Raw genomic sequence first — 18,425 nt, 5'->3', positions numbered from 1 at the left:
CCAAGAGAGATTGGAGAGAGTGGGAGGCCCGAAGGCCTCCCTGGTGCGTGCTTACTGAACGATACGCTTGGCAGCGGTATCCAGGGCTTCATCAACGCTCTGACGGCCAGAGGTGACGTTCTTGAGGGCAGTTTCGAAGGAGGACCAGAAACGGCTCATCTCAGGCACGGACGGCATCGGCTCGCCATTCTGGGCGTTCTGCATGGTGGCCTTGATGTTCGGATCCGATTCCAGGGTCTTCTGGAAGGACTTCAGTGCCACGGCACCCAGCGGCTTGTCGGCGTTCACCGGCGCCAGACCGGCATCGGTCAGCAGGTAGTTCTCGAGGAACTCGATGGCCAGATCCTTGTTCGGGCTGGCGGCGTTGATGGTCGCACCCAGCACGCCGACGAAGGCCTTGGCCGGCTTACCCTTCAGGGTCGGCAGCGGCGCTACGCCGTACTTGATGCCGCTCTTGTCCAGGTTGCTCCAGGCCCAGGGGCCGTTGATCATCATGGCCACTTCGCCCTTGTTGAACTTGGCATCCATGACACCGTAGTCGATGCCCTTCTCCAGGTGACCGGACTTGATCATCTCGGAGATGTAGCCGACGCCGGCCTTGGCACCCGCGTTGGCCACGCCGGTGTCTTTCACGTCATAACCGGTAGCGGTCTTCTTGAAGGCATAACCACCGTTGGCGGCCACCAGCGGGTAGCTGAAGTAGGGGGTGTCATAGGCCCACATGATGGCGCGCTTGCCACTCTTCTTCAGGTCTTCGTCGATCTTGGCGATCTCTTCGAAGGTCTTCGGCGGATTGGGCAACAGATCCTTGTTGTAAATCAGGCTGACGGCTTCGACCGCGACCGGGTAACCGTAGGTCTTGCCATCGACGGTCATGGCATCCCAGGCGAACTGCTCGAACTTGGCCTTCTCGGCGGCGTTCGGGGTCACGGGGACCAGCAGACCGGCCTTGACCCACTCACCGTAACGGTCGTGAGCCCAGAAGAAGATGTCCGGACCGTTGCCGGTGGCGGCAGCTTGCTGGAATTTCACCTCGACCTGATCCGGGTGAGCGACGGTGACCTTGATGCCGGTCTCGGCTTCGAACTTCTTACCTACTTCGGCCAGGCCGTTGTAGCCCTTGTCACCGTTGATCCAGATGGTCAGTTGACCTTCGTCAATCGCAGCAGTGGCTGAGCAAGCCACGCCCAGAGTAGCCAGACCGATCAGGGATGACAGCAATTTCTTTTTCATGAGCCTTTCCTTGTATTAGTTCCGCGCTGTAAGAGCATTGTGTGCGAGATGAATATTATCCCAAGCCGCCACCGCCTCACATGACACGCCTCGCATTTTTGAAATGCAATTACGTATTTTCTTCCAGAAAGTTCTGAAAACATTTTCTTATTTCAGGAGGTTAGGGGGATTTATTGGCATATTTTTGGTTGTTGACCGAAAAATAATTACCAAACAGAAATAAATTTACACCATTGAAAGGGGTTTCACTCCAATGAAAACCCTTTCATCCCCATTATTCTGTGCAATGTGTTAACAAAGTACCGAGTCGGTTTCCATGCACGCCAACCCCTTAAATAAAAAGACACCACAGCGGGCTGTGGTGTCTTTTTAGCAAAAATGGAGCCTGGATCACATTATGACTGACGCAGCAGCTGATCCTTGAGGTTGGGCGGCACGCCACGAATGGTCAGGGTATCGGTCTGCGGATCGTAAAAGATGCGGCTGTTCAATAACTTCTGCTCAAAACTCAGGGTCAGACCGCCGCCGGAGCCGACAAATTTGGTCAGCCCACGCAGGGTGGAGCGATCGGCCGGGAAGCGCTCTTCCAGCTCATATTCCTGGCCGAGGAAGCTATAGAAGTCGAGATCGCCGTCTCCCGGCAATTCGGCGGAGAGCTCCTTGATCTCTATCTCCTCGCCGGCGCTGGCCTGCTCGGTGCAATATTTGAAGACCTGCTTCTTGTAGTCATTGCGTTCGGCGGGTTCGAGCTGACGGCTGTCGCAATAATCGTCCACCGCCTGCAACAGGCCTTTATTCTGCACCTTGGCATCCATTCCCTCGCGGGCACCCAGCAGATCCAGGAAGAAGTCCCCCAACTTGCGGCCGACCCGCCCCTTGCTGAAGGTGATATAACGGCGGGATTCCGGCTGGGTTTTCCACTCGGTCAGATCGATGCGGGCCACCAGGTTGAGTTTACCGATATCCAGGTAGTGAATATGGCGCAAGTCCAGCGCCTCGCTGACGGTGACGCTCTCCTTGCCTTCCAGCAGGGCAATCATCAAATAATCGACGCCGACATAGTTGTACTTGGCAAACAACAGCACCCCTTGCTCATCCAGGGCGTGCTCCACCAGGTTTTTCACCAGCAGCTGGGTCATGGTCACCGAGAAGGGGACGAATTCGGTCTGCTCGCCGAGCAGTTGCTCGAGGGCGATGCGAAAGGCGGGAGAGGGCTGTTTCGGGGCGTCTTCGCCGTCGGCCAGCTCGGCAACGGCCGTTTCGGGGTCGGCGAAGAAACCGAAGCCCTTGCCGCCCTTGCCGTTATAGATGCGATGGAGTTCTGCCATCAGCCCTTGCACCGCCTCGTCGGCAGGCAGGGTCTGGCTGCGGGTGTCGGCGTGCGGTTGACCATCGTTGCCCTGGCGCAGGGAGTGAAGAATGATCTTGTCGATATCGAGACTCATGTCACAAAGCCATAGTGTTAGCCGAAAGGGTGAAGTATTATAAGGCGCTTTGAACCGAGATGAACTGAAGATTATGCCCATCGTATCAAAGTACACAAACCAGCAATTTGATGACCTGATGAATGACCTGATCACCGTACTGGAGAAGCACAAAGCGCCAGTCGACCTCAGCCTGATGGTGCTGGGCAATCTGAGCACCAACATCATCAACAACATGGCTCCGGCACAACGTCAGGCTATTGCTGAAAAATTTATCCAGGCTCTGACTTCTTCGGTCGACAATCGCCACGACGCACATTGAGTCGCCGACTTTTTTGACGTTTCTCTACGCAGATGGATCACTATGGTCGAAACCGGCAACCCCTATCGTGATAATGTCTCTCGCCTGATCACCTGGGGGCATTGGTTCTCCTTCTTCAACATCATCCTGGCCATGCTGATCGCGACCCGTTACCTGGGTTCCATCAGTTGGCCATCGACCACGCTCGGCGTGACCTATCTCATCATCAGCTGGATAGGTCATTTCTCGTTCCTGAGCTTCGTCACCTACCTGCTGACCATATTCCCGCTGAGCTTCGTGCTGCCCAAAGAGAGGCCGCTGCGCTTCATCTCGGCCATCATCGCCACCCTGGCGCTGGTGCTGCTGCTGATCGATACCCAGGTGTTCCAGCTGTTCAAGTTCCACCTGAACGGTCAGGTGTGGCAACTGCTGCTGGATCAGGCCCAGACCGAGGAGGGCTCGATCTGGAGCATCATCTTCGTGGCGGTGCCGACCATCTTCCTGCTGCAGCTGCTGCTGTCGGCCTATGTGTGGCGCAAGATCAACAAGCGCAAGCGCCGCCAGTACGGCAACCAGGTCGGGCTGGCCCTGCTGGTCTGCTTCATGCTGACTCACCTGGTCAACAGCTGGGCCGATGCGACCCTGTATCAGCCCATCACCATGCAGCGCGCCAACTTCCCGCTCTCCTACCCCATGACCGCCAGAAGTTTCCTGGCCAAGCATGGCTGGCTGGATCTCGAGCAGTATGAGAAGAAGGCAGAGGATCAGGGCAACGGTGAGCACCGGCTGCTCTACCCGCTGCGCCCGCTCAACGTGAGCGCCCCGTCCGAGCACAAGAACCTGCTGGTGGTGGTGGTCGACTCGCTGCGGGCCGACATGCTCAACAGCATCAACATGCCCAACCTGCAGCGCTACGCAGACAACCATCTCAATTTCCGCAACCACATGAGTGGCGGCAACGACGATGTGATGGGGATGTTCAGCCTCTTCTACGGGCTGCCCGGCCACTACTATGACGACATCCGCACCGACAAGCGCCCACCGGTGCTGTTCGACGAGATGCTGCGCCAGGACTATCAGTTCGGCCTGTTCGGTGCGCTGGAAGATGCCCAGCAATACCAGCAGAGCCTGCTCGCCGGCCTGCGCAAGCAGGTGTTTGTCTCCGAGCAGATCGATGACACTCGCCTCATCGGCGACTGGCAGCAGTGGATGCTCAAGCGCACCGACGATCGCCCCTGGTTCTCGCTGGTCTATCTGTCGAGCCCGGGCGATTATCAGGTGCCCGCCGGTGTGAAGGGGCCCTTCCAGCCCGAGCTGACCCGCTTCAATCCGGCCACCGCCTACCGGACCGAGAACCTGCAGAAGCTGGAGAATCGCTACAAGAACACGGTGTTCTATACCGACCAGTTGCTGGCGCAGATGCTGGATCAGCTGCAGCAGCAGGGGCTGAGCGAGCAGACCATAGTCGTCGTCACCTCCAACCATGGTCAGGAGTTCAACGAGACCCAGAGCAACAGCTGGGGCTATGGCAGCAACTACTCACCCTATCAGGTGCAGGTGCCTCTGGTACTCGCCTGGCCCGGTGCCGAGAGCAAGCCGCAGGAGCTGCCGAGCAGCCACCTGGATCTGGTGCCGACCCTGATGAAGGGCATGCTGGGGGTCCGCAATCCGCCGCGGGACTACAGCATAGGCCGCAGCCTGTTCGACACCAGCCCGCGCAACTGGCTGCTGGCCGGCGATCAGAATGATTTCGCCATCTATCAGGACAACACCATCACCCACTTCAACAAGCAGGGTGACTTCGAACTGCTGGATCGCGACAGCTATCGCCCCATCAAGCACGGTACCCCGGACATGGGCGCCATGATCCAGGTGATGAACGAGCTCAATCGCTTCTACCGTACCCCCTGACGGGGTTTATTGAGTCTGAAAAGCCCGCCACCCCGGCGGGCTTTTTATTGCCTGTGGCTCCATTCGTTACAGGTTCTTTCCTCTTCCCTCCCCCTCCCTTTTCCTTCATTGCTAACCTATCTATCCGCAAACGTCTGTCTTCCCCTACTGACTTACCAGTCAAAAACATCAATCCAATCAAGATCATAAAAACCAAATGATAATAGTTATCAATCATTGATCTGGCTGGACCACTCTGCAATAATCCGCGCCCTTCAGGCTTAAATAATAATCATTATCAACAATGAAAACACCATTGCACTACTGGCCCATGCTGCTGTCCGGCACAGCCCTGGCCGCCAGCGATCCGGTCGGGATCGACTCAACCGGGATCAACCCCACCCTCAAGGCGCGCGAGACCATAGTGGTCAAGGGCCAGCGCATCGAGCAGAAGCTGTCCGATGTCTCGGGCTCCATCACCGTCATCACCGAGGAGGATCTGGATCGCCAGGTGGCCACCGAGCTCACCGACGTGTTCAAGAACGAGCCCGGCGTCTCGGTGACCGGCTCCGCCGGCCGGCCGCAGAACATCATCATCCGCGGCATGGGTGGCAACCGGGTGCTGATCATCAAGGATGGGGTGCGGGTCAGCGACGGCTTCGGCGCCGACGATCTCAACGACAAGGTGGGCCGCTTCAGCTTCGACCTCGATGACGTCAAACAGATCGAGGTGGCCAAGGGGGCGGGCTCCTCCCTGCACGGCTCAGACGCCATCGGCGGTACCATAGTCATCAGCACCAAGCAGCCGGAAGACTACCTGCAGGGCCAGGACGCCTATCTGAGCGGCAAGATCCTGCAGGATGGCAGCAGCGACAAGCAGAAGCTGAGCGCCACCGGCGCCGCCCGGGTGCTGGACAGCGAGCACCTGCTGCGCCTCTCCGGCTGGCAGGGGCACGAGACCGCCAACTATGACGAGAGCCGCATCCCGGCGGATCTGGACGGCCTCAGCGCCTCCACCAGCTCCCGCTTCGAGCTGAATGAACACCATCTGCTGCGCCTCGAGCTCGACTACTTCGAAGACAATGCCGAGCGGGATCAGGGACCGCGCGAGGTGCCTCAGCCCGATGGCAAGTGGCAGGTGCGCCAGTACCGCGAAGAGGCGTCGCAGACGAGCCAGGGAGGCAAGCTGAGCTGGGAGGCGAGCAACCTCGAGCATCTACTGGCGGATCGGTTCAGCTGGAGCCTCTATGGCGGCCATGCCAAGAACACCGCCAACAAGCGCAGCCTGCTGCAAAACGATCTGCTGAGCGGCTACCCCCGCTATCGCAGCGAGCGGGAGCTCGCCACCTTCACCGAAGACCGCATCGGCAGCGAGCTGGATGTGCGTCGCGATCTCAGCACCGGCGCCCTCGCCCACCAGCTGAGTTACGGCATGGAGCTGGAGCGCACCCGCCACGAGCGGCCGGTGGACAAGCTGAGCCTGGAGGCCGGCGTGCCGCAGCCCCAGCAGTCGGCGCCCTTCAGTCGGGCCCGCACCGATCGGGCCGGCGTCTGGCTGAGCGACGTGGCGACCCTGGGTCAGTGGCAGTTCACCCCGACCCTGCGCATGGATCATCAGTGGCTGACCCCGCTGGATGGCAGCAATGGCGAGAACCACAGCTGGCACATCTCCCCCAGCCTGGCCGCCAGCTACCGCTTTAACGAGCAGTGGCGCAGCTGGCTCAGCTACGCCAACGGCTTTCGCGCCCCCTCCTACGACAAGGTGTACGGCAACATCCCCCACTACTTCGCCCTGCCGCCGTTCGAGATCATCGCCAACACCGAGCTGCAGGAGGAGACCAGCCACAGCTTCGAGTGGGGTCTGGGTGGCGAGGGGGAGAACTGGAGCATCAAGCCCGCGCTCTTCTACAACCGCTACTACAACTTCATCGACTGGCGTGAGGTGGGGCTGCGCCTGAGCGACGGCGTCATACTGCGCCAGTACCGCAACGTGGCCAAGGCCGAGACCTGGGGCGCCGAAGTGGCCGCCAGCTACTGGCTGACCCCGGAATGGGAACTCGCCACCAAGCTCGGCTGGGTCGACGGGGAAGACAGCCAGGGCGAGGCGCTGCGCACCCTCACCCCGCTGGAGGGCAACACCCGCCTCAGCTACCAGGCCAACGACTGGAGCCTGGGGCTGCAGGCCGATTACGCCGCCGCCATGAATCGGGTCCCCAGCTGCGGCAACAGCCTGACCAACCAGCAGGGGGCGTGCATGCAGAGCGCCGGCTGGTTCAGCTTGGGCATGACCGCCGACTGGCTGATCACCGACGCCCTCAAGGTCAACCTCAAGCTGGATAACCTGTTCGACACCCGTTACACCCGCTATCAGGATGTGGCCGGGCTGGAAGCCGGCACCGACGCCTCCCTCTTCACCCAGACCGGTCGTTCCCTGAGCGCCAGCCTGCGCTACACCTTCTGGGGGATCTGATGCATAACCTCCTGATCCTGGCCGCCCTGCTGGCGGCCCCTGCCCCCCAGGCCGCCGAGCCGGCGCCCCTCATCCCCAAGCGTCCCGCGCTGCTACAGGGGGAGATAGCCCGGCTCGATCCCTATGGCGGCTGGCGTGACGACAGCCGCCGCTCTCCCGAGCTGCTGGCCCTGCTGCGCGAGCAGAACCGCTGGACCGAACAGCGGCTCAGCGGCCAGCAAGGGCTGGCACGGCAGCTGCAGACCGAGTGGCAAGCCCGGGGGCGGGGCGAACCCATGCCCGAGGAGTGGCTGCACCAGGCGGGTAGCCAGTGGCGTATGCAGGCGGACGGCAGCCTGTGGCAACGGACCGATGAGCGGGCCGCCCCCCGCCAGCGGCTGGCCCCGCGCCAACCGGACAACGGCTACTACGAGCTCGCCAGCTGGTTCCTGCACCCCGACGGGCGCTGGCTGGCGCTGGCCGAAGACAGCCGCGGCGATCGGGATTACCGCATCAGCCTGCTGGATCTGGAGAGTGGCAAGACACTCACCACCCTGATGCACCGCGCCGGCGATCTGCTCTGGAGCCTGGATGGCCGCACCCTCTACACCCTCGCCAACGAGCGCAACACCCTGCGCCCCTGGCAGCTGTGGGCCTGGCAGGACGGCAAGGAAGCACTCGTGCATCAGGAGGCCGACGCCGCCTGGCTGCTCAGCCTCTATCGCACCACGGATCGGCGCCACCTCATCTTACAGAGCAACAACCACAACGGCTCCGAGCAATACCTGCTGGACGACGGCAAGGCGGCCCTGATCAGGGCCCGCCAGCCCGGGGTGGAGTACTACCTGGACACCCTGGATGAGCGGGTACTGTTCAAGAGCAATCAGGATGGGGAGCTAGGTCTCTACCAGGCCGCCAGCCTGGCCGAGGCGGGCCGGCAACCCTGGCACCGGCTCTGGTCCGGCCAGGATAAAACCCTCGAGAAGTGGCGCCTGTTTGCCGATCACACTGTGCTGCAATACCGCAAGGAGGGCGATGACTGGCTCGATGTGCTGGACGCCGACGGCAGGCTGGCGCACAGCCTGCCACTCACCGAGGGGGCCGGCACGGCCTGGATCCAGGGCAGCCAGGATCCCACCAGCGCGCGGGTGCTGATCCGCCGCCAGGGCATGGCCGAGGCCCCGCACCAGCGCTGGCTGGATCTGGCCTCGGGTCGATGGTCGAGCGATGCCGCCCGGGCCAGCGAGTCCCCCTATCAGAGCGAACGGCGCTGGGTGCAGGGCAAGGACGGCGCCCGGGTGCCGGTCTCCCTGGTGTGGCGCAAGGATGTCACCCGTCCCAAGGCGCTGCTGCTCTACGGCTATGGCGCCTATGGCACCCCCATGCGCCCCTACTACCAACCCCAGGTGCTGAGCCTGCTCGATCGCGGCTTCGTCTACGCCATCGCCCATGTGCGAGGCGGCGGCCTGCTGGGGGATGACTGGTACCGGGAGGGGCGTGGCCGGCACAAGCAGCACAGCGTGGACGACTTCCTGGCGGTCGCCGATGCCCTGGCGCTAGATCCCGCCATCGACCCCGCCCGCCTGTTCGCCATGGGGGGCAGCGCCGGTGGCCTGCTGGTGGCGGCGGCGCTCAATCAGGCGCCGACCCGCTTCACCGGCGCCGTGCTGCAGGTGCCCTTCGTCGACCTGCTCGGCACCATGATGGATCCCGAGCTGCCCCTCACCCGCCAGGAGTATGCCGAGTGGGGCAACCCGGCCAGGCCGGCCGACTATGCCGCCATGCGCAGGCTCAGCCCCTATGACAACCTGCACGCCGCCCCCTACCCGCCCCTCTATGTGACGGCCGGGCTATACGACAGTCAGGTGCCCTACTGGGAGCCGCTCAAGTGGCTGGCCCGCCTGCGGGAGCACAGCACCGGGACGGGTCCCTATCTGCTGAGCACCGAGCTCGATGGCGGCCACCAGGCCAGCCCCCACACGGCGCGGCAACAGGCCGCCCGTGAATATGCCTTCCTGCTCAGCCTGGCCGGGATCAGCCGCTGATGCCATGGCGTCCTCTTTCATCTCTGTTTTGGAGTCAACTATGAAACCCTCTTCCCTGGCCCTCTGGCTGGCGGCGACCCTGCTCGCCCAGCCCCTCTGTGCGGCGGAGCTGCTGTTCGTCGATGCAGCGCCGCTGACCACCACGCCGCAGCAGTGGCTGGAGCAGCGCCTCGGCGTGACCCTGGCCCTCGACTACGACAGGACCAGCCTGCTCGGCCATCACCATAGCTTCCACCAGCTGGTCAACGGCCTGCCGGTGGCCACCACTCAGGCCGCCGTCAGCATCGATCCGGCCGGCAAGCCCTGGCGCCTCTACCACAACCTGCGCCCCCTCACCGCCAGCCAGCCGGGCTGCGATGCCAGCGGCAACCTGGATCCCCTGCTGACCAGCCTGCGCGATGCGGGCGCCGAGATAGATCCGCTGGGACCGGTCGAGGCCTGGTATTGGCGCGATGGGGAGACCCTGGTGCCGGCCCTGCGCCAACGGGTACGCGAGCACAAGGAGGGCAACGCCAAGGCCTCCCATGTGCAGCTGTTTGCGAGCTGCGACGGCAGCCAGGAGCTCGGCCGCTGGGGCGACATCGCCACCACCCAGGCGCTGCAGGCGCCCGACGCGGGCGAGGTGTCGGTGCTGGCCCGGGTGTTCGATCCGGATCCTCGCACCCAGCTGCAAGATGCCAGCCTGGTCTGGCACGACTCCCTGGTGCTGGCCGACGCCGCCTATCAGGACAAGGTGGTGCTGCCCGTCACCCGGCAAGGCAGTGACTACGTGCTGAGCGGCCCCCATGCCCGGGTGGTGGATGCCATGGAGCCCAGCACGGCCCCCTACCGCGCCGACAACCCACTGGCATTTCGCCTGACCCGGGACGACCTCGGCTTTGCCGACATCAATGCCTACTACCACCTGGACCTGGCCCAGCGCCACCTCGAGGCGCTCGGCTTTGCCAACCTCATCCCCGGCGCCCTCGACATCGACACCGATGCGGGCTTTCAGGACAACTCCCTCTACGATCCGTTCGAGCGCAGGCTGGAGCTGGGCCGCAGCGGCGTGCCCGATGCCGAGGATCCCATGGTTGTCTGGCACGAGTTCGGCCACGCGGTGCAGCACCACATAGTGCCGGATCTCGGCGATGAGGGGGACTGGGGCGCCATCGGCGAAGGCTTCAGCGACTATCTGGCGGCCAGCCATCGCCAGCGCAGCGAGGCGGGCCGCCAGTTCGAGCCGGCCATGGTGTTCAACTGGGATGCCCGCTTCACCGACAGGGCGCCGCGCCAGCTGGACGATCTGCGCGCCCGCTACCACCCGGACTACAACTACCCGGCCCACCGCACCATCAACGGCAGCAACGGGGATCAGCTGTGGGGCACGCCCCTGTTCCAGGCCCTGTTGGCGGCGGTGGCCGAGCACGGGGAGCTGGCGCGGGACGAGTTTGATCGCCTCGTCATCGAGGCCCACTTCGGCCTGGGCCCGGCCATCCGCATGCCGCAGCTGGCCCGCCTCACGGTGGACACGGCCGAGCGACTCTACCCGGCGCGCCACTATGGCCGTCTGCTGGAGCAGGCATTCCGCCAGCACGGCCTGCTGCAGGCGCCGGTCAACATAGCCCTGGCCGACGGCAGCGCCATCGAACTCGGCAAGCGCCAGTCCGTGGTGCTCAGCCTCAGCAACCCCGGCACCACGGCGGTGACCCTGCACAGTCTGACCCTGGCCCTGCCCGGCGGCCTGCAGGCCGATCCCTACCAGTGGCAGACCAGCACCCTGGCGGCAGGTGCCAGCATGACCACCACCCTGCGGCTGCTGGCCCAGACCCCGCTCGCCTGTGGCGATGTCGCGGCGCTGCCGGTCAGCCTCGCCCTCACCGGGGCCAGCCCGAGCAAGCGTCAATGGCAGCAGCAACTGAGCCTGCCCATCGGTACCCCCGTGATCAGCCGGGCCAACGGCCAGTCACTGACCCTGAAAGATGCGTTGAGTGCGGATGAAAAGGGGCTGAGCCAGACCAGCCTGATGGTGGAGAAGACCCAGGCCCGGGTGAGTAACGAGCTGCAACTGAGCCTGGATCTGCAACACCAGGCCCTGGACGAGCTGGAGATCTGGCTCAACTCCCCCTCCGGCACCCGGGTCCAGATCTGGGACAAGGGCTACAGCCCGCTGCCGCGCCTCAAGGGGGTGTTCCCGACCGAGCTGCAATCCCTGCAGCCCTTCACTCTGTTCGTGGGTGAGCCGCTGGCCGGCCGGTGGACCCTGGAGCTGGTGGACAACGCCCCCGGCAAGCAGGGCCGCCTCAATGGCTGGAGCATCAGCCAGCGCACCGGTGCCCGGTGCGGCGAGCCCATAGCGCCGCCGGATGACGGCATCATCCACTTCGACACCGCGGACAGCGGCGGCGGCGGAGCCTTCAACCCGCTCTGGCTGTTGCCGCTCGCCCTCTGGCGCCGCCTCGCCCGTCGCGAGACCGTTCGTTCCTATTAATAGCAGCGAGGAGCCAAGGCCCCTCCAAGGACCATAAATGAAGATGAGAATTAGCCCGCTGGCCTGTTTGCTGGCGCCCCTGCTCACCGCCTGCGGTGGCGGCTCGGACGAGGCGCCCCTGGCCGCGCCGGACTATCGCCTGACGGTCAACCTGCCCCAGGCGGGCACCCTGTGCGTCAACCTCAACCAGAACAACAGCTGCGACGCCGGTGAACCCGCCGTCAGCGGCGCCGCCGGTGCCCGCCCGCTGACAGGCAGCTCCCCCGCCTTGCTGACCAGCCCCCTGCTGTTCATCCCAAGCGACCCGGCCGCCCTGACCCTGACCCACCCGGCGGCGCGCCAGGATGGGCAGCAGCTCACCCCCACCCCCCTGAGCAGCCTGCTGCAGACCCGCATCGGCGAGGGATTACCACCGGCCGAGGCGCTGGCCGCCCTGCTGCTCGCCCTGGCGCCGCTGCAGCCCGGCCAGGATCTGGCGGCCCTGGCTCGGTTGGAAGAGTTCAACCAGGCCCTCGGTGAGCTGGCGCTGGCCGCACTCGATGACGCCACGACCCTGCCGGGCCAATCCGCCGATGAACGCCGGCGCCAGATCTGGCAAGGGCTGGTCACCCTGCTGCCCGAGCTCGGCCAGCACTTTGCCAACAGCCCCGAGCTGCTGAGCCAGCAGGCCAGTCTCGCCGCCGTGCTGCGACAACAGCAACCGAGGGCCCTGGTCACCGCCAGCGGCGTCACCACCTACAGCGACGGAACCGACTACCTGCTGATCAGCGAGCCCGCCGATCACCCGGGCCAGGAGGCCAGCCTCAAGCAGCCCCCCCTGCGCTATCGCAAGCTGGACGGCAAGGGCCAACCGCTGCCGGACAACGCGGCCCAGTGGGACTGCGTGGAGGATCTCAACAGCGGCCTCGTCTGGGAGAAGAAGCTGGATGACCCGGACAGTCCGCGGGATCTGCATCGGGTCTTCGCCTGGGAGTTTGGCAACTACCATCCCACCCAGAAGGAGCTGGACTACGCCTGCCCGAATGGCGAGGCCATCTGCACCACGGAGCAGTACCGGCAGTGGCTCAATAGCCAGCAACTGTGCGGCATCCAGAACTGGCGTCTGCCCCACATTCAGGAGCTGATGAGCCTGCAGCATTTTGGCTCCCTCAGTCAGCAAGACGGCCAGGTCGTCAGCATTGATGTGCGCTATTTCCCCGATGTCGGCCCTTCCAACGGTGACTACCATGGCATCTACTGGAGTCAGACCCTGACCCCGTCCCGTCGTCTCGAGAGCGTTCCCATCGCGGTCCTTGGTCCCCAGTTCCTGGGGGAGGATCCGGGCGCCGATTATCCCTATGCTGTCCAGAATCCCAATGAAGTCAATGCCCTGCAACTGCGCCTGGTGGCCGAGGTAACCCGATGAACAAGTTTCTCCTGACCCTGCTGCTTTGTCTGTGCAGCCCGCTGGCACTGGCCATCGCCATCTGCGATGACAACATGCCCAGAACCAGCCCCAGCTCCCGCTTCCTCGATCGCGGCAACGGCACAGTGATGGACAGAGCCTCCGGTCTGACCTGGATGCGTTGCCAGCTCGGCCAGAGCTGGCGCAACCAGAGCTGCAGCGGCGAACCAACCCGGCTCTACTGGCAACAGGCGCTGCTGACGGCGGAGCGGATCCGCACCGAGCCCAACCACGCCCTCCATGGCTTCGGCGGCCACCATGACTGGCGCCTGCCCACCATCAAGGAGCTGGCCAGCCTGCTGGAATCCGCCTGCTACAAACCGGCACTGAATGAAACCATCTTTCCCCGCGCCATGGCCGGCGAGGGCAAGGAGGTGAATGACGGCTACGTCTATCTCTGGTCCTCCACCCCCTTCCCGGCGGGCAAGACGGTGGCCTATCTCGACATCACCAGCGGCGCCATCGGCATGCGGGCACCCAGTGCCTGGGCCAAGCAGGTGCTGCTGGTACGCTAGCCGGACGGTGCGGGGCCTCGGCCGGCCGCGTTGGCCCCGCCCCCTCGGCGAGGGATAAGAGCATTGGTGGGATTTGATATCAAAAAAGCACCAGATCACGTCATTGTGTGCCTGATCCCGCCGGATTTGGGCCGCAGAGCGCTGGCATGAAACCGGCAGAGCGGTTAGTCTAGCGGCGTTGAACCAACCCCATGAGGTACAGATGAAAACCGTATTGCGTTTTAGCCTGCTGGGCGCCTTGTTATTGGGTGGCCATGCCTTCGCCGCCGAGCCGAAAAAATTTGATATCAGCATGTTCCCCGCCGCCGAAGTGAACCAGGAACGTGTCGTGATCCGCCTGCCGGAAGTCGAGAACGAAGCCGACATGATGGTCGAGCTGCAGGTCGGCAAGAAGATGCCGGTTGACTGCAACCTGCCTCGCTTCGCCGGCAACCTGGAACAGCACAGCGTCAAGGGCTGGGGCTACAACTACCTGACCCTGGGTCAGGTCTCCGGCCCCATCAGCACCCTGATGGCCTGCCCGGACGGTCAGAAGAAAGAGACCTTCATCCAGATCTATGGTCAGGGCTTCTTCGTGAACTACAACTCCAAGCTGCCGTTCGTCATCTATGTGCCGCAGGAGTATGAAGTACGCTACCGTCTGTGGCGTGCCGACAACCTGGCTCAGCCAGCCATGATCGAGTGAGTAACCGGATATCGGGTTCAGCCGATTCATGACGATCCCAAATAAAGCGCCATATGGCGCTTTATTTTTAGCTTATTTATCTGCGGCCATTCTCTCCTTCCTTTACAGAAGCTGACATAACTCCACTATTTTTCAGGCTTTTTGTGCTGCTCACCGCAAAATTCCCGCGCGGGGTGAGACAAACCCAGTTCGATGAAAGATATTTGTTAACATAGGAAGAAAATTGATTTTGCACTCTGCGACGGCCTGATGATACTTGCCCGCAAAGGTCAAACTAACCAGAACAAGAGCACTATGAGCTTCGAATCAGACAAGCGTTTCAATGACTTCAAACATTTCCCCCGTGGCCTGCGTCGCAGTGGCGAATTCACCGTGGCCGAAGCGGACAGTCTGGAAAAGTTCGGCACCGTCATGCTGGCGCTCTATCAGGGCAACCTGGCGCCGCGCGATGAGGTCGAGAGTGCCTTCCTCGAACAGGTCAAATCCGGTGAGGCCGGTGGCAACCCGCACGCCAAGGTGTGGTTCAAATATCTGAAGGTGATCGGTCCCAAGCGGGTGCACCGCCTCTGCACAGTCGCGGGTGGCGCCAACGAAGACACCGGCGGCGGCTTCGAGAGTGGTGGCGGCGGCGGTAGCAGCGACGAGTCCCTCGATTAATGGATACCGAACTGCTGCGGACCTTCATCGAGGTCAGCAAGACCCGCCACTTTGGCCGGGCGGCTGAGAATCTCTATCTGACCCAGTCGGCGGTGAGCTTTCGGATCCGCCAGCTCGAGCAACAGCTCGGGGTCAGTCTGTTTGCCCGTCATCGCAACAACATCCGGCTGACGGCCTCCGGTGAGCGTCTGCTGCCCTACGCCGATGCCATCTTGCACACCCTGGGCCGCGCCAAGCAGGATGTGGCCCTCTCCCCCGGTTTCAGTCAGCAGCTCGCAATCGGCGCGCCTGCGGTGTTCTGGGAGCTCGATTTCAACGACTGGCTCAACCATGTCTATGCGCTGGCCCCCGGCCTCGCGGTACGGCTCGAGACCGCCTCCCGCGAGCACCTGTGCCGCCAGTTGCTGGAGCGCTCCCTCGATCTGGCCCTGCTCTCGGAGCCGACCAAGATCGACGAGATCGCCCTGCACCCCATCGGCGAGCTGGTGTTCGAACTGGTGAGCCGGGATGGGGCCGCCAACGCCGACAGCCTGATGCAGATGCCGCACATTCACCTCGACTGGGGCACCAGCTTCGAGCCGCAGCCCAGCCGGCTGCAGAGCCTGCAGAAGACCCCGGTGTTGCATTCGAGCTCCGCCAGCATGGCGTTGCAGTTCGTGCTGGCCAACGGTGGCGCCGCCTATCTGCCACGGCGGATGGTGAGCCCCTTCCTGGAACAGGGGCGGCTTCATCTGGTGGAAGGGGGCCAGCCGCTGAGCCGCCCGCTCTACCTCGCCTACCTGGAGAAGTCCGATCGCCGGGAGTTGATCGATCAGCTGCTGACCCTGCCGCTGGGCTGGGCCGATGCCGATCTGCGCCTGCCGCAGCCGGAATAATCCCAGACGGGATAGCACAGACAGCAAAAGGGGCCTCAAGGGCCCCTTTTGTATGGATGCACGCCGCCTCAGCCGTGCTGGCGGCGGTCGTTGGCCTGGGCCAGCAGCATGCGGCTCTCGCGCAGGAACTCGTCGGCATGTTCGCCGAAGAAGCCGGAGACCTGCGAGAAGGCATCGATGAAACCGGCCCTGTCCCCCTGCTCCAGTAACCCCAACACCTCACCGAAGTTCTGGTAGTAGCGGCGGATCATCGCCAGATTCTGCGGCGACGAGAGGATGATGTCGGCGTAGAGCTCGGGATCCTGGGCGAACAGCCGTCCCACCATGGCGAGCTCCAGCCGGTAGATGGGGGAGCTCAGGGCCAGCAGCCTGTCCAGATTGGCCCGCTCTTGAGAGAGGTGCCAGCCGTAGGCGAAGGTCGCGAAGTGACGCAGCGCCTGAATGAGGGTCATGGCCTCATCGTGGGCGCGGGCCTCGACCTGCTGCAGGCGGGCGCCCCAGATGGTCATCTGATCCAGCAGCCACTGGCTGGCGGCCGGGTCCCGGCCCTGGCAGCAGACGATCACCTGCTTGGCGAGGCTCGCCACATCCGGTCCGAACATGGGGTGCAGCCCCAATACCGGCCCCTGGTGTACCGCCAGCATGTGGGCGAGCGGCTCCCCCTTGACGCTGGTGACATCCACCAGCAAACAATCGGCGGGCAAGTGGCCGAGCCGGTCGATGATCTGGCAGGTGATGTCGATGGGCACCGCCACCATCACCAGGCCGGCACCGGCCAGGATGGCGTCGGCCCTCGGCCAGTCGGCCTGCTCCAGGGTCTCGACGCGATAGCCGGAGAGGCTGAACATATGGCCGAACAGCCGGCCAAGCTGGCCCTGACCGCCGATGATGACCACCTTGCCCAGGGTCGGCTTCATGCACTTGAAGCCGGTGTCCTTCTCGCTGGCGTAGGATTCGCGCATCACCCGGCGCAGCACATCCTCGATGAGATCCCCCGGCACCCCGAGCGCCTCGGCCTCGGCCCGGCGGCGGGCCAGCATGCTCGCCTCCCGATCCGGCGCATAGATGGGCAGGCCGTGCCGACTCTTCACCTCGCCCACTTCCCCCACCAGGGCCAGACGCTCCGCCAACAGATCGATCAACAGCCGATCTACCGCATCAATCTTGTCCCTGAGGGCATTCAACTCTTCAGCCATATCCGGTCCCTGCTGGCGCCGCTGGCGGCGGCGCCCTGTGATTCAATCGATGACAACAAGATGTCACGAGAACGGCACAGCCAAGGGGTGTGCCGTTCTCGACTTTCCGTCAGACAAGATACCACGGCTTAAGACGCGGTTCTGCCCTTGAGGGGGGTCGCCAGCTGGCTGTGGCAACGGGCCAGCAGGGTGGCGGTGGTGTCCCAGTCGATGCAGGCATCGGTGATGGAGACCCCGTAGCGCATCTGCTCCTTGGGCTGCTCGCTGGACTGGTTGCCTTCGAACAGGTTGGATTCGAGCATCACCCCTATGATGGAGCTGTTACCCTCCTGGATCTGGTGGATGACGTTGTCGGCCACCTTGGGTTGCAGGCGGTGATCCTTGCTGGAGTTGCCGTGGCTGCAATCCACCACCAGGCCGGGCAGCAGGCCCGCCTTCTCCAGCGCCTCTTCCGCCAGCGACACATTGACCGAGTCGTAGTTCGGGTGCTTGCCGCCGCGCAGGATCACGTGGCCGTCCGGGTTGCCCTGGGTCTGCAGCAGGGCGACCTGGCCCTGCTGGTTGATGCCCATGAAGGCATGGGGGCTGGAGGCCGCCTGCAGCGCGTTGATGGCGGTGCCGAGGTTGCCGTCGGTGCCGTTCTTGAAGCCGACCGGCATGGAGAGGCCGGAGGCCATCTCTCTGTGGGTCTGGGATTCGGTGGTACGAGCGCCGATGGCAGACCAGGAGAACAGCTCCGCCAGGTATTGCGGGCTGATGGGGTCCAGCGCCTCGGTCGCCAGCGGCAACTCCAGCTCCGCCAGCCAGCAGAGCAGTTCACGGGCGCGATGCAGCCCCAGCTCCACGTCGAAGGTGCCATCCAGATTCGGATCGTTGATGAAGCCCTTCCAGCCGACCGTGGTGCGCGGCTTCTCAAAGTAGACCCGCATGACTATGTAGAGAGAATCCTGGTAGGCATCATGCAGCGCTTTGAGTCTGGTTGCGTACTCTTTGGCGGCGTCCATGTCGTGGATGGAGCAGGGTCCACAGATCACCAGCAGGCGGTGATCGCGACGATGGATGATGTCGGCTATGGTGGTGCGGGCCCCTTGCACGAATGCCAGCGCCTGGGCGGAGATGGGTAACTTCTCCTTGAGCTGGGCAGGCGTGATCATCACTTGTTCGGACTGGATATGGATGTTGTTCAGGGGGTCTCTCTGCATGATCTCATTCTCTCTACTGTATTAAGCCAAAAAGCGCGA

Annotated in this window: 14 protein-coding genes; 10 read left to right on the top strand and 4 right to left on the bottom strand. The window is 63.4% G+C overall.

What is annotated here, in order from left to right:
* Window positions 1-51: 51 nt before the first annotated feature.
* Both malE and yejK read right to left on the bottom strand, forming a co-directional pair.
* Window positions 52-1,233 (bottom strand): maltose/maltodextrin ABC transporter substrate-binding protein MalE, encoded by a 1,182-nt coding sequence (gene malE / locus AACW18_RS05730; RefSeq protein WP_042651482.1) that lies wholly within the window; start codon window positions 1,231-1,233, stop codon window positions 52-54.
* 395 nt (window positions 1,234-1,628) lie between these two features.
* Window positions 1,629-2,678, bottom strand: coding sequence for a nucleoid-associated protein YejK (gene yejK, locus AACW18_RS05725; RefSeq protein WP_218388067.1), 1,050 nt, complete (start codon window positions 2,676-2,678; stop codon window positions 1,629-1,631).
* Window positions 2,679-2,751: 73 nt separating this feature from the next.
* On the opposite strand from yejK, the gene AACW18_RS05720 reads away from it, so the two are divergent.
* The 10 genes from AACW18_RS05720 to hdfR all read left to right on the top strand — a co-directional run bounded on the left by AACW18_RS05720 (window position 2,752) and on the right by hdfR (window position 15,988).
* Window positions 2,752-2,979, top strand: a complete 228-nt coding sequence (locus AACW18_RS05720) for a YejL family protein (RefSeq protein ID WP_042651480.1) — start codon at window positions 2,752-2,754, stop codon at window positions 2,977-2,979.
* A gap of 42 nt (window positions 2,980-3,021) precedes the next feature.
* Entirely contained in the window at window positions 3,022-4,869 is a 1,848-nt protein-coding gene (locus tag AACW18_RS05715) for a DUF3413 domain-containing protein (RefSeq protein ID WP_218388066.1), read from the top strand.
* Window positions 4,870-5,152: 283 nt separating this feature from the next.
* A complete protein-coding gene (locus AACW18_RS05710) occupies window positions 5,153-7,318 on the top strand; it encodes a TonB-dependent hemoglobin/transferrin/lactoferrin family receptor (protein WP_218388065.1) in 2,166 nt (721 codons plus the stop codon).
* Entirely contained in the window at window positions 7,318-9,342 is a 2,025-nt protein-coding gene (locus AACW18_RS05705) for a prolyl oligopeptidase family serine peptidase (RefSeq protein ID WP_218388064.1), read from the top strand. The genes AACW18_RS05710 and AACW18_RS05705 overlap by 1 nt, the downstream gene beginning before the upstream one ends.
* A gap of 40 nt (window positions 9,343-9,382) precedes the next feature.
* Complete coding sequence (locus AACW18_RS05700; protein ID WP_218388063.1) at window positions 9,383-11,812, top strand: proprotein convertase P-domain-containing protein; 2,430 nt, start codon at window positions 9,383-9,385, stop codon at window positions 11,810-11,812.
* Between the two features lie 37 nt (window positions 11,813-11,849).
* Complete coding sequence (locus AACW18_RS05695) at window positions 11,850-13,217, top strand: Lcl C-terminal domain-containing protein (RefSeq protein ID WP_218388062.1); 1,368 nt, start codon at window positions 11,850-11,852, stop codon at window positions 13,215-13,217.
* A complete protein-coding gene (locus AACW18_RS05690; protein ID WP_218388061.1) occupies window positions 13,214-13,771 on the top strand; it encodes an Lcl C-terminal domain-containing protein in 558 nt (185 codons plus the stop codon). Before AACW18_RS05695 ends, AACW18_RS05690 begins: the two co-directional genes overlap by 4 nt.
* 202 nt (window positions 13,772-13,973) lie before the next feature.
* The gene (eco, locus tag AACW18_RS05685) at window positions 13,974-14,456 is read left to right on the top strand and encodes a serine protease inhibitor ecotin (RefSeq protein WP_042651473.1); all 483 of its coding nucleotides are present in this window, start codon (window positions 13,974-13,976) and stop codon (window positions 14,454-14,456) included.
* A gap of 294 nt (window positions 14,457-14,750) precedes the next feature.
* The gene (locus AACW18_RS05680) at window positions 14,751-15,113 is read left to right on the top strand and encodes a DUF413 domain-containing protein (RefSeq protein ID WP_218388060.1); all 363 of its coding nucleotides are present in this window, start codon (window positions 14,751-14,753) and stop codon (window positions 15,111-15,113) included.
* On the top strand, window positions 15,113-15,988 hold the full coding sequence (gene hdfR, locus AACW18_RS05675; RefSeq protein ID WP_042651471.1) for an HTH-type transcriptional regulator HdfR: 876 nt from the start codon (window positions 15,113-15,115) through the stop codon (window positions 15,986-15,988). The genes AACW18_RS05680 and hdfR overlap by 1 nt, the downstream gene beginning before the upstream one ends.
* 68 nt (window positions 15,989-16,056) lie before the next feature.
* Here hdfR and tyrA read toward each other — a convergent pair whose 3' ends face one another.
* Window positions 16,057-17,184 carry a bifunctional chorismate mutase/prephenate dehydrogenase gene (tyrA, locus tag AACW18_RS05670; protein WP_218388059.1) on the bottom strand — a complete coding sequence of 376 codons (1,128 nt, stop codon included), beginning with the start codon at window positions 17,182-17,184 and terminating at the stop codon, window positions 16,057-16,059.
* 128 nt (window positions 17,185-17,312) lie between these two features.
* A complete protein-coding gene (locus AACW18_RS05665; protein WP_218388058.1) occupies window positions 17,313-18,386 on the bottom strand; it encodes a 3-deoxy-7-phosphoheptulonate synthase in 1,074 nt (357 codons plus the stop codon).
* Window positions 18,387-18,425 lie beyond the last annotated feature (39 nt).

The organism is Aeromonas sp. sia0103 (genome assembly GCF_963895295.1).
GTDB lineage: Bacteria > Pseudomonadota > Gammaproteobacteria > Enterobacterales > Aeromonadaceae > Aeromonas > Aeromonas encheleia.
This window is presented reverse-complemented; position numbering and strand designations above follow the sequence as displayed.

What these genes read in the sequence shown, in the direction of transcription:
- AACW18_RS05705 (WP_218388064.1), top strand. Translation starts at nt 7,318, where the DNA reads ATGCATAACCTCCTGATCCTGGCCGCCCTGCTGGCGGCCCCTGCCCCC.
- hdfR (WP_042651471.1), top strand. Translation starts at nt 15,113, where the DNA reads ATGGATACCGAACTGCTGCGGACCTTCATCGAGGTCAGCAAGACCCGC.
- eco (WP_042651473.1), top strand. Translation starts at nt 13,974, where the DNA reads ATGAAAACCGTATTGCGTTTTAGCCTGCTGGGCGCCTTGTTATTGGGT.
- malE (WP_042651482.1), bottom strand. Translation starts at nt 1,233, where the DNA reads ATGAAAAAGAAATTGCTGTCATCCCTGATCGGTCTGGCTACTCTGGGC.
- AACW18_RS05695 (WP_218388062.1), top strand. Translation starts at nt 11,850, where the DNA reads ATGAAGATGAGAATTAGCCCGCTGGCCTGTTTGCTGGCGCCCCTGCTC.
- AACW18_RS05710 (WP_218388065.1), top strand. Translation starts at nt 5,153, where the DNA reads ATGAAAACACCATTGCACTACTGGCCCATGCTGCTGTCCGGCACAGCC.
- AACW18_RS05680 (WP_218388060.1), top strand. Translation starts at nt 14,751, where the DNA reads ATGAGCTTCGAATCAGACAAGCGTTTCAATGACTTCAAACATTTCCCC.
- AACW18_RS05715 (WP_218388066.1), top strand. Translation starts at nt 3,022, where the DNA reads ATGGTCGAAACCGGCAACCCCTATCGTGATAATGTCTCTCGCCTGATC.
- AACW18_RS05720 (WP_042651480.1), top strand. Translation starts at nt 2,752, where the DNA reads ATGCCCATCGTATCAAAGTACACAAACCAGCAATTTGATGACCTGATG.
- AACW18_RS05690 (WP_218388061.1), top strand. Translation starts at nt 13,214, where the DNA reads ATGAACAAGTTTCTCCTGACCCTGCTGCTTTGTCTGTGCAGCCCGCTG.
- yejK (WP_218388067.1), bottom strand. Translation starts at nt 2,678, where the DNA reads ATGAGTCTCGATATCGACAAGATCATTCTTCACTCCCTGCGCCAGGGC.
- tyrA (WP_218388059.1), bottom strand. Translation starts at nt 17,184, where the DNA reads ATGGCTGAAGAGTTGAATGCCCTCAGGGACAAGATTGATGCGGTAGAT.
- AACW18_RS05665 (WP_218388058.1), bottom strand. Translation starts at nt 18,386, where the DNA reads ATGCAGAGAGACCCCCTGAACAACATCCATATCCAGTCCGAACAAGTG.
- AACW18_RS05700 (WP_218388063.1), top strand. Translation starts at nt 9,383, where the DNA reads ATGAAACCCTCTTCCCTGGCCCTCTGGCTGGCGGCGACCCTGCTCGCC.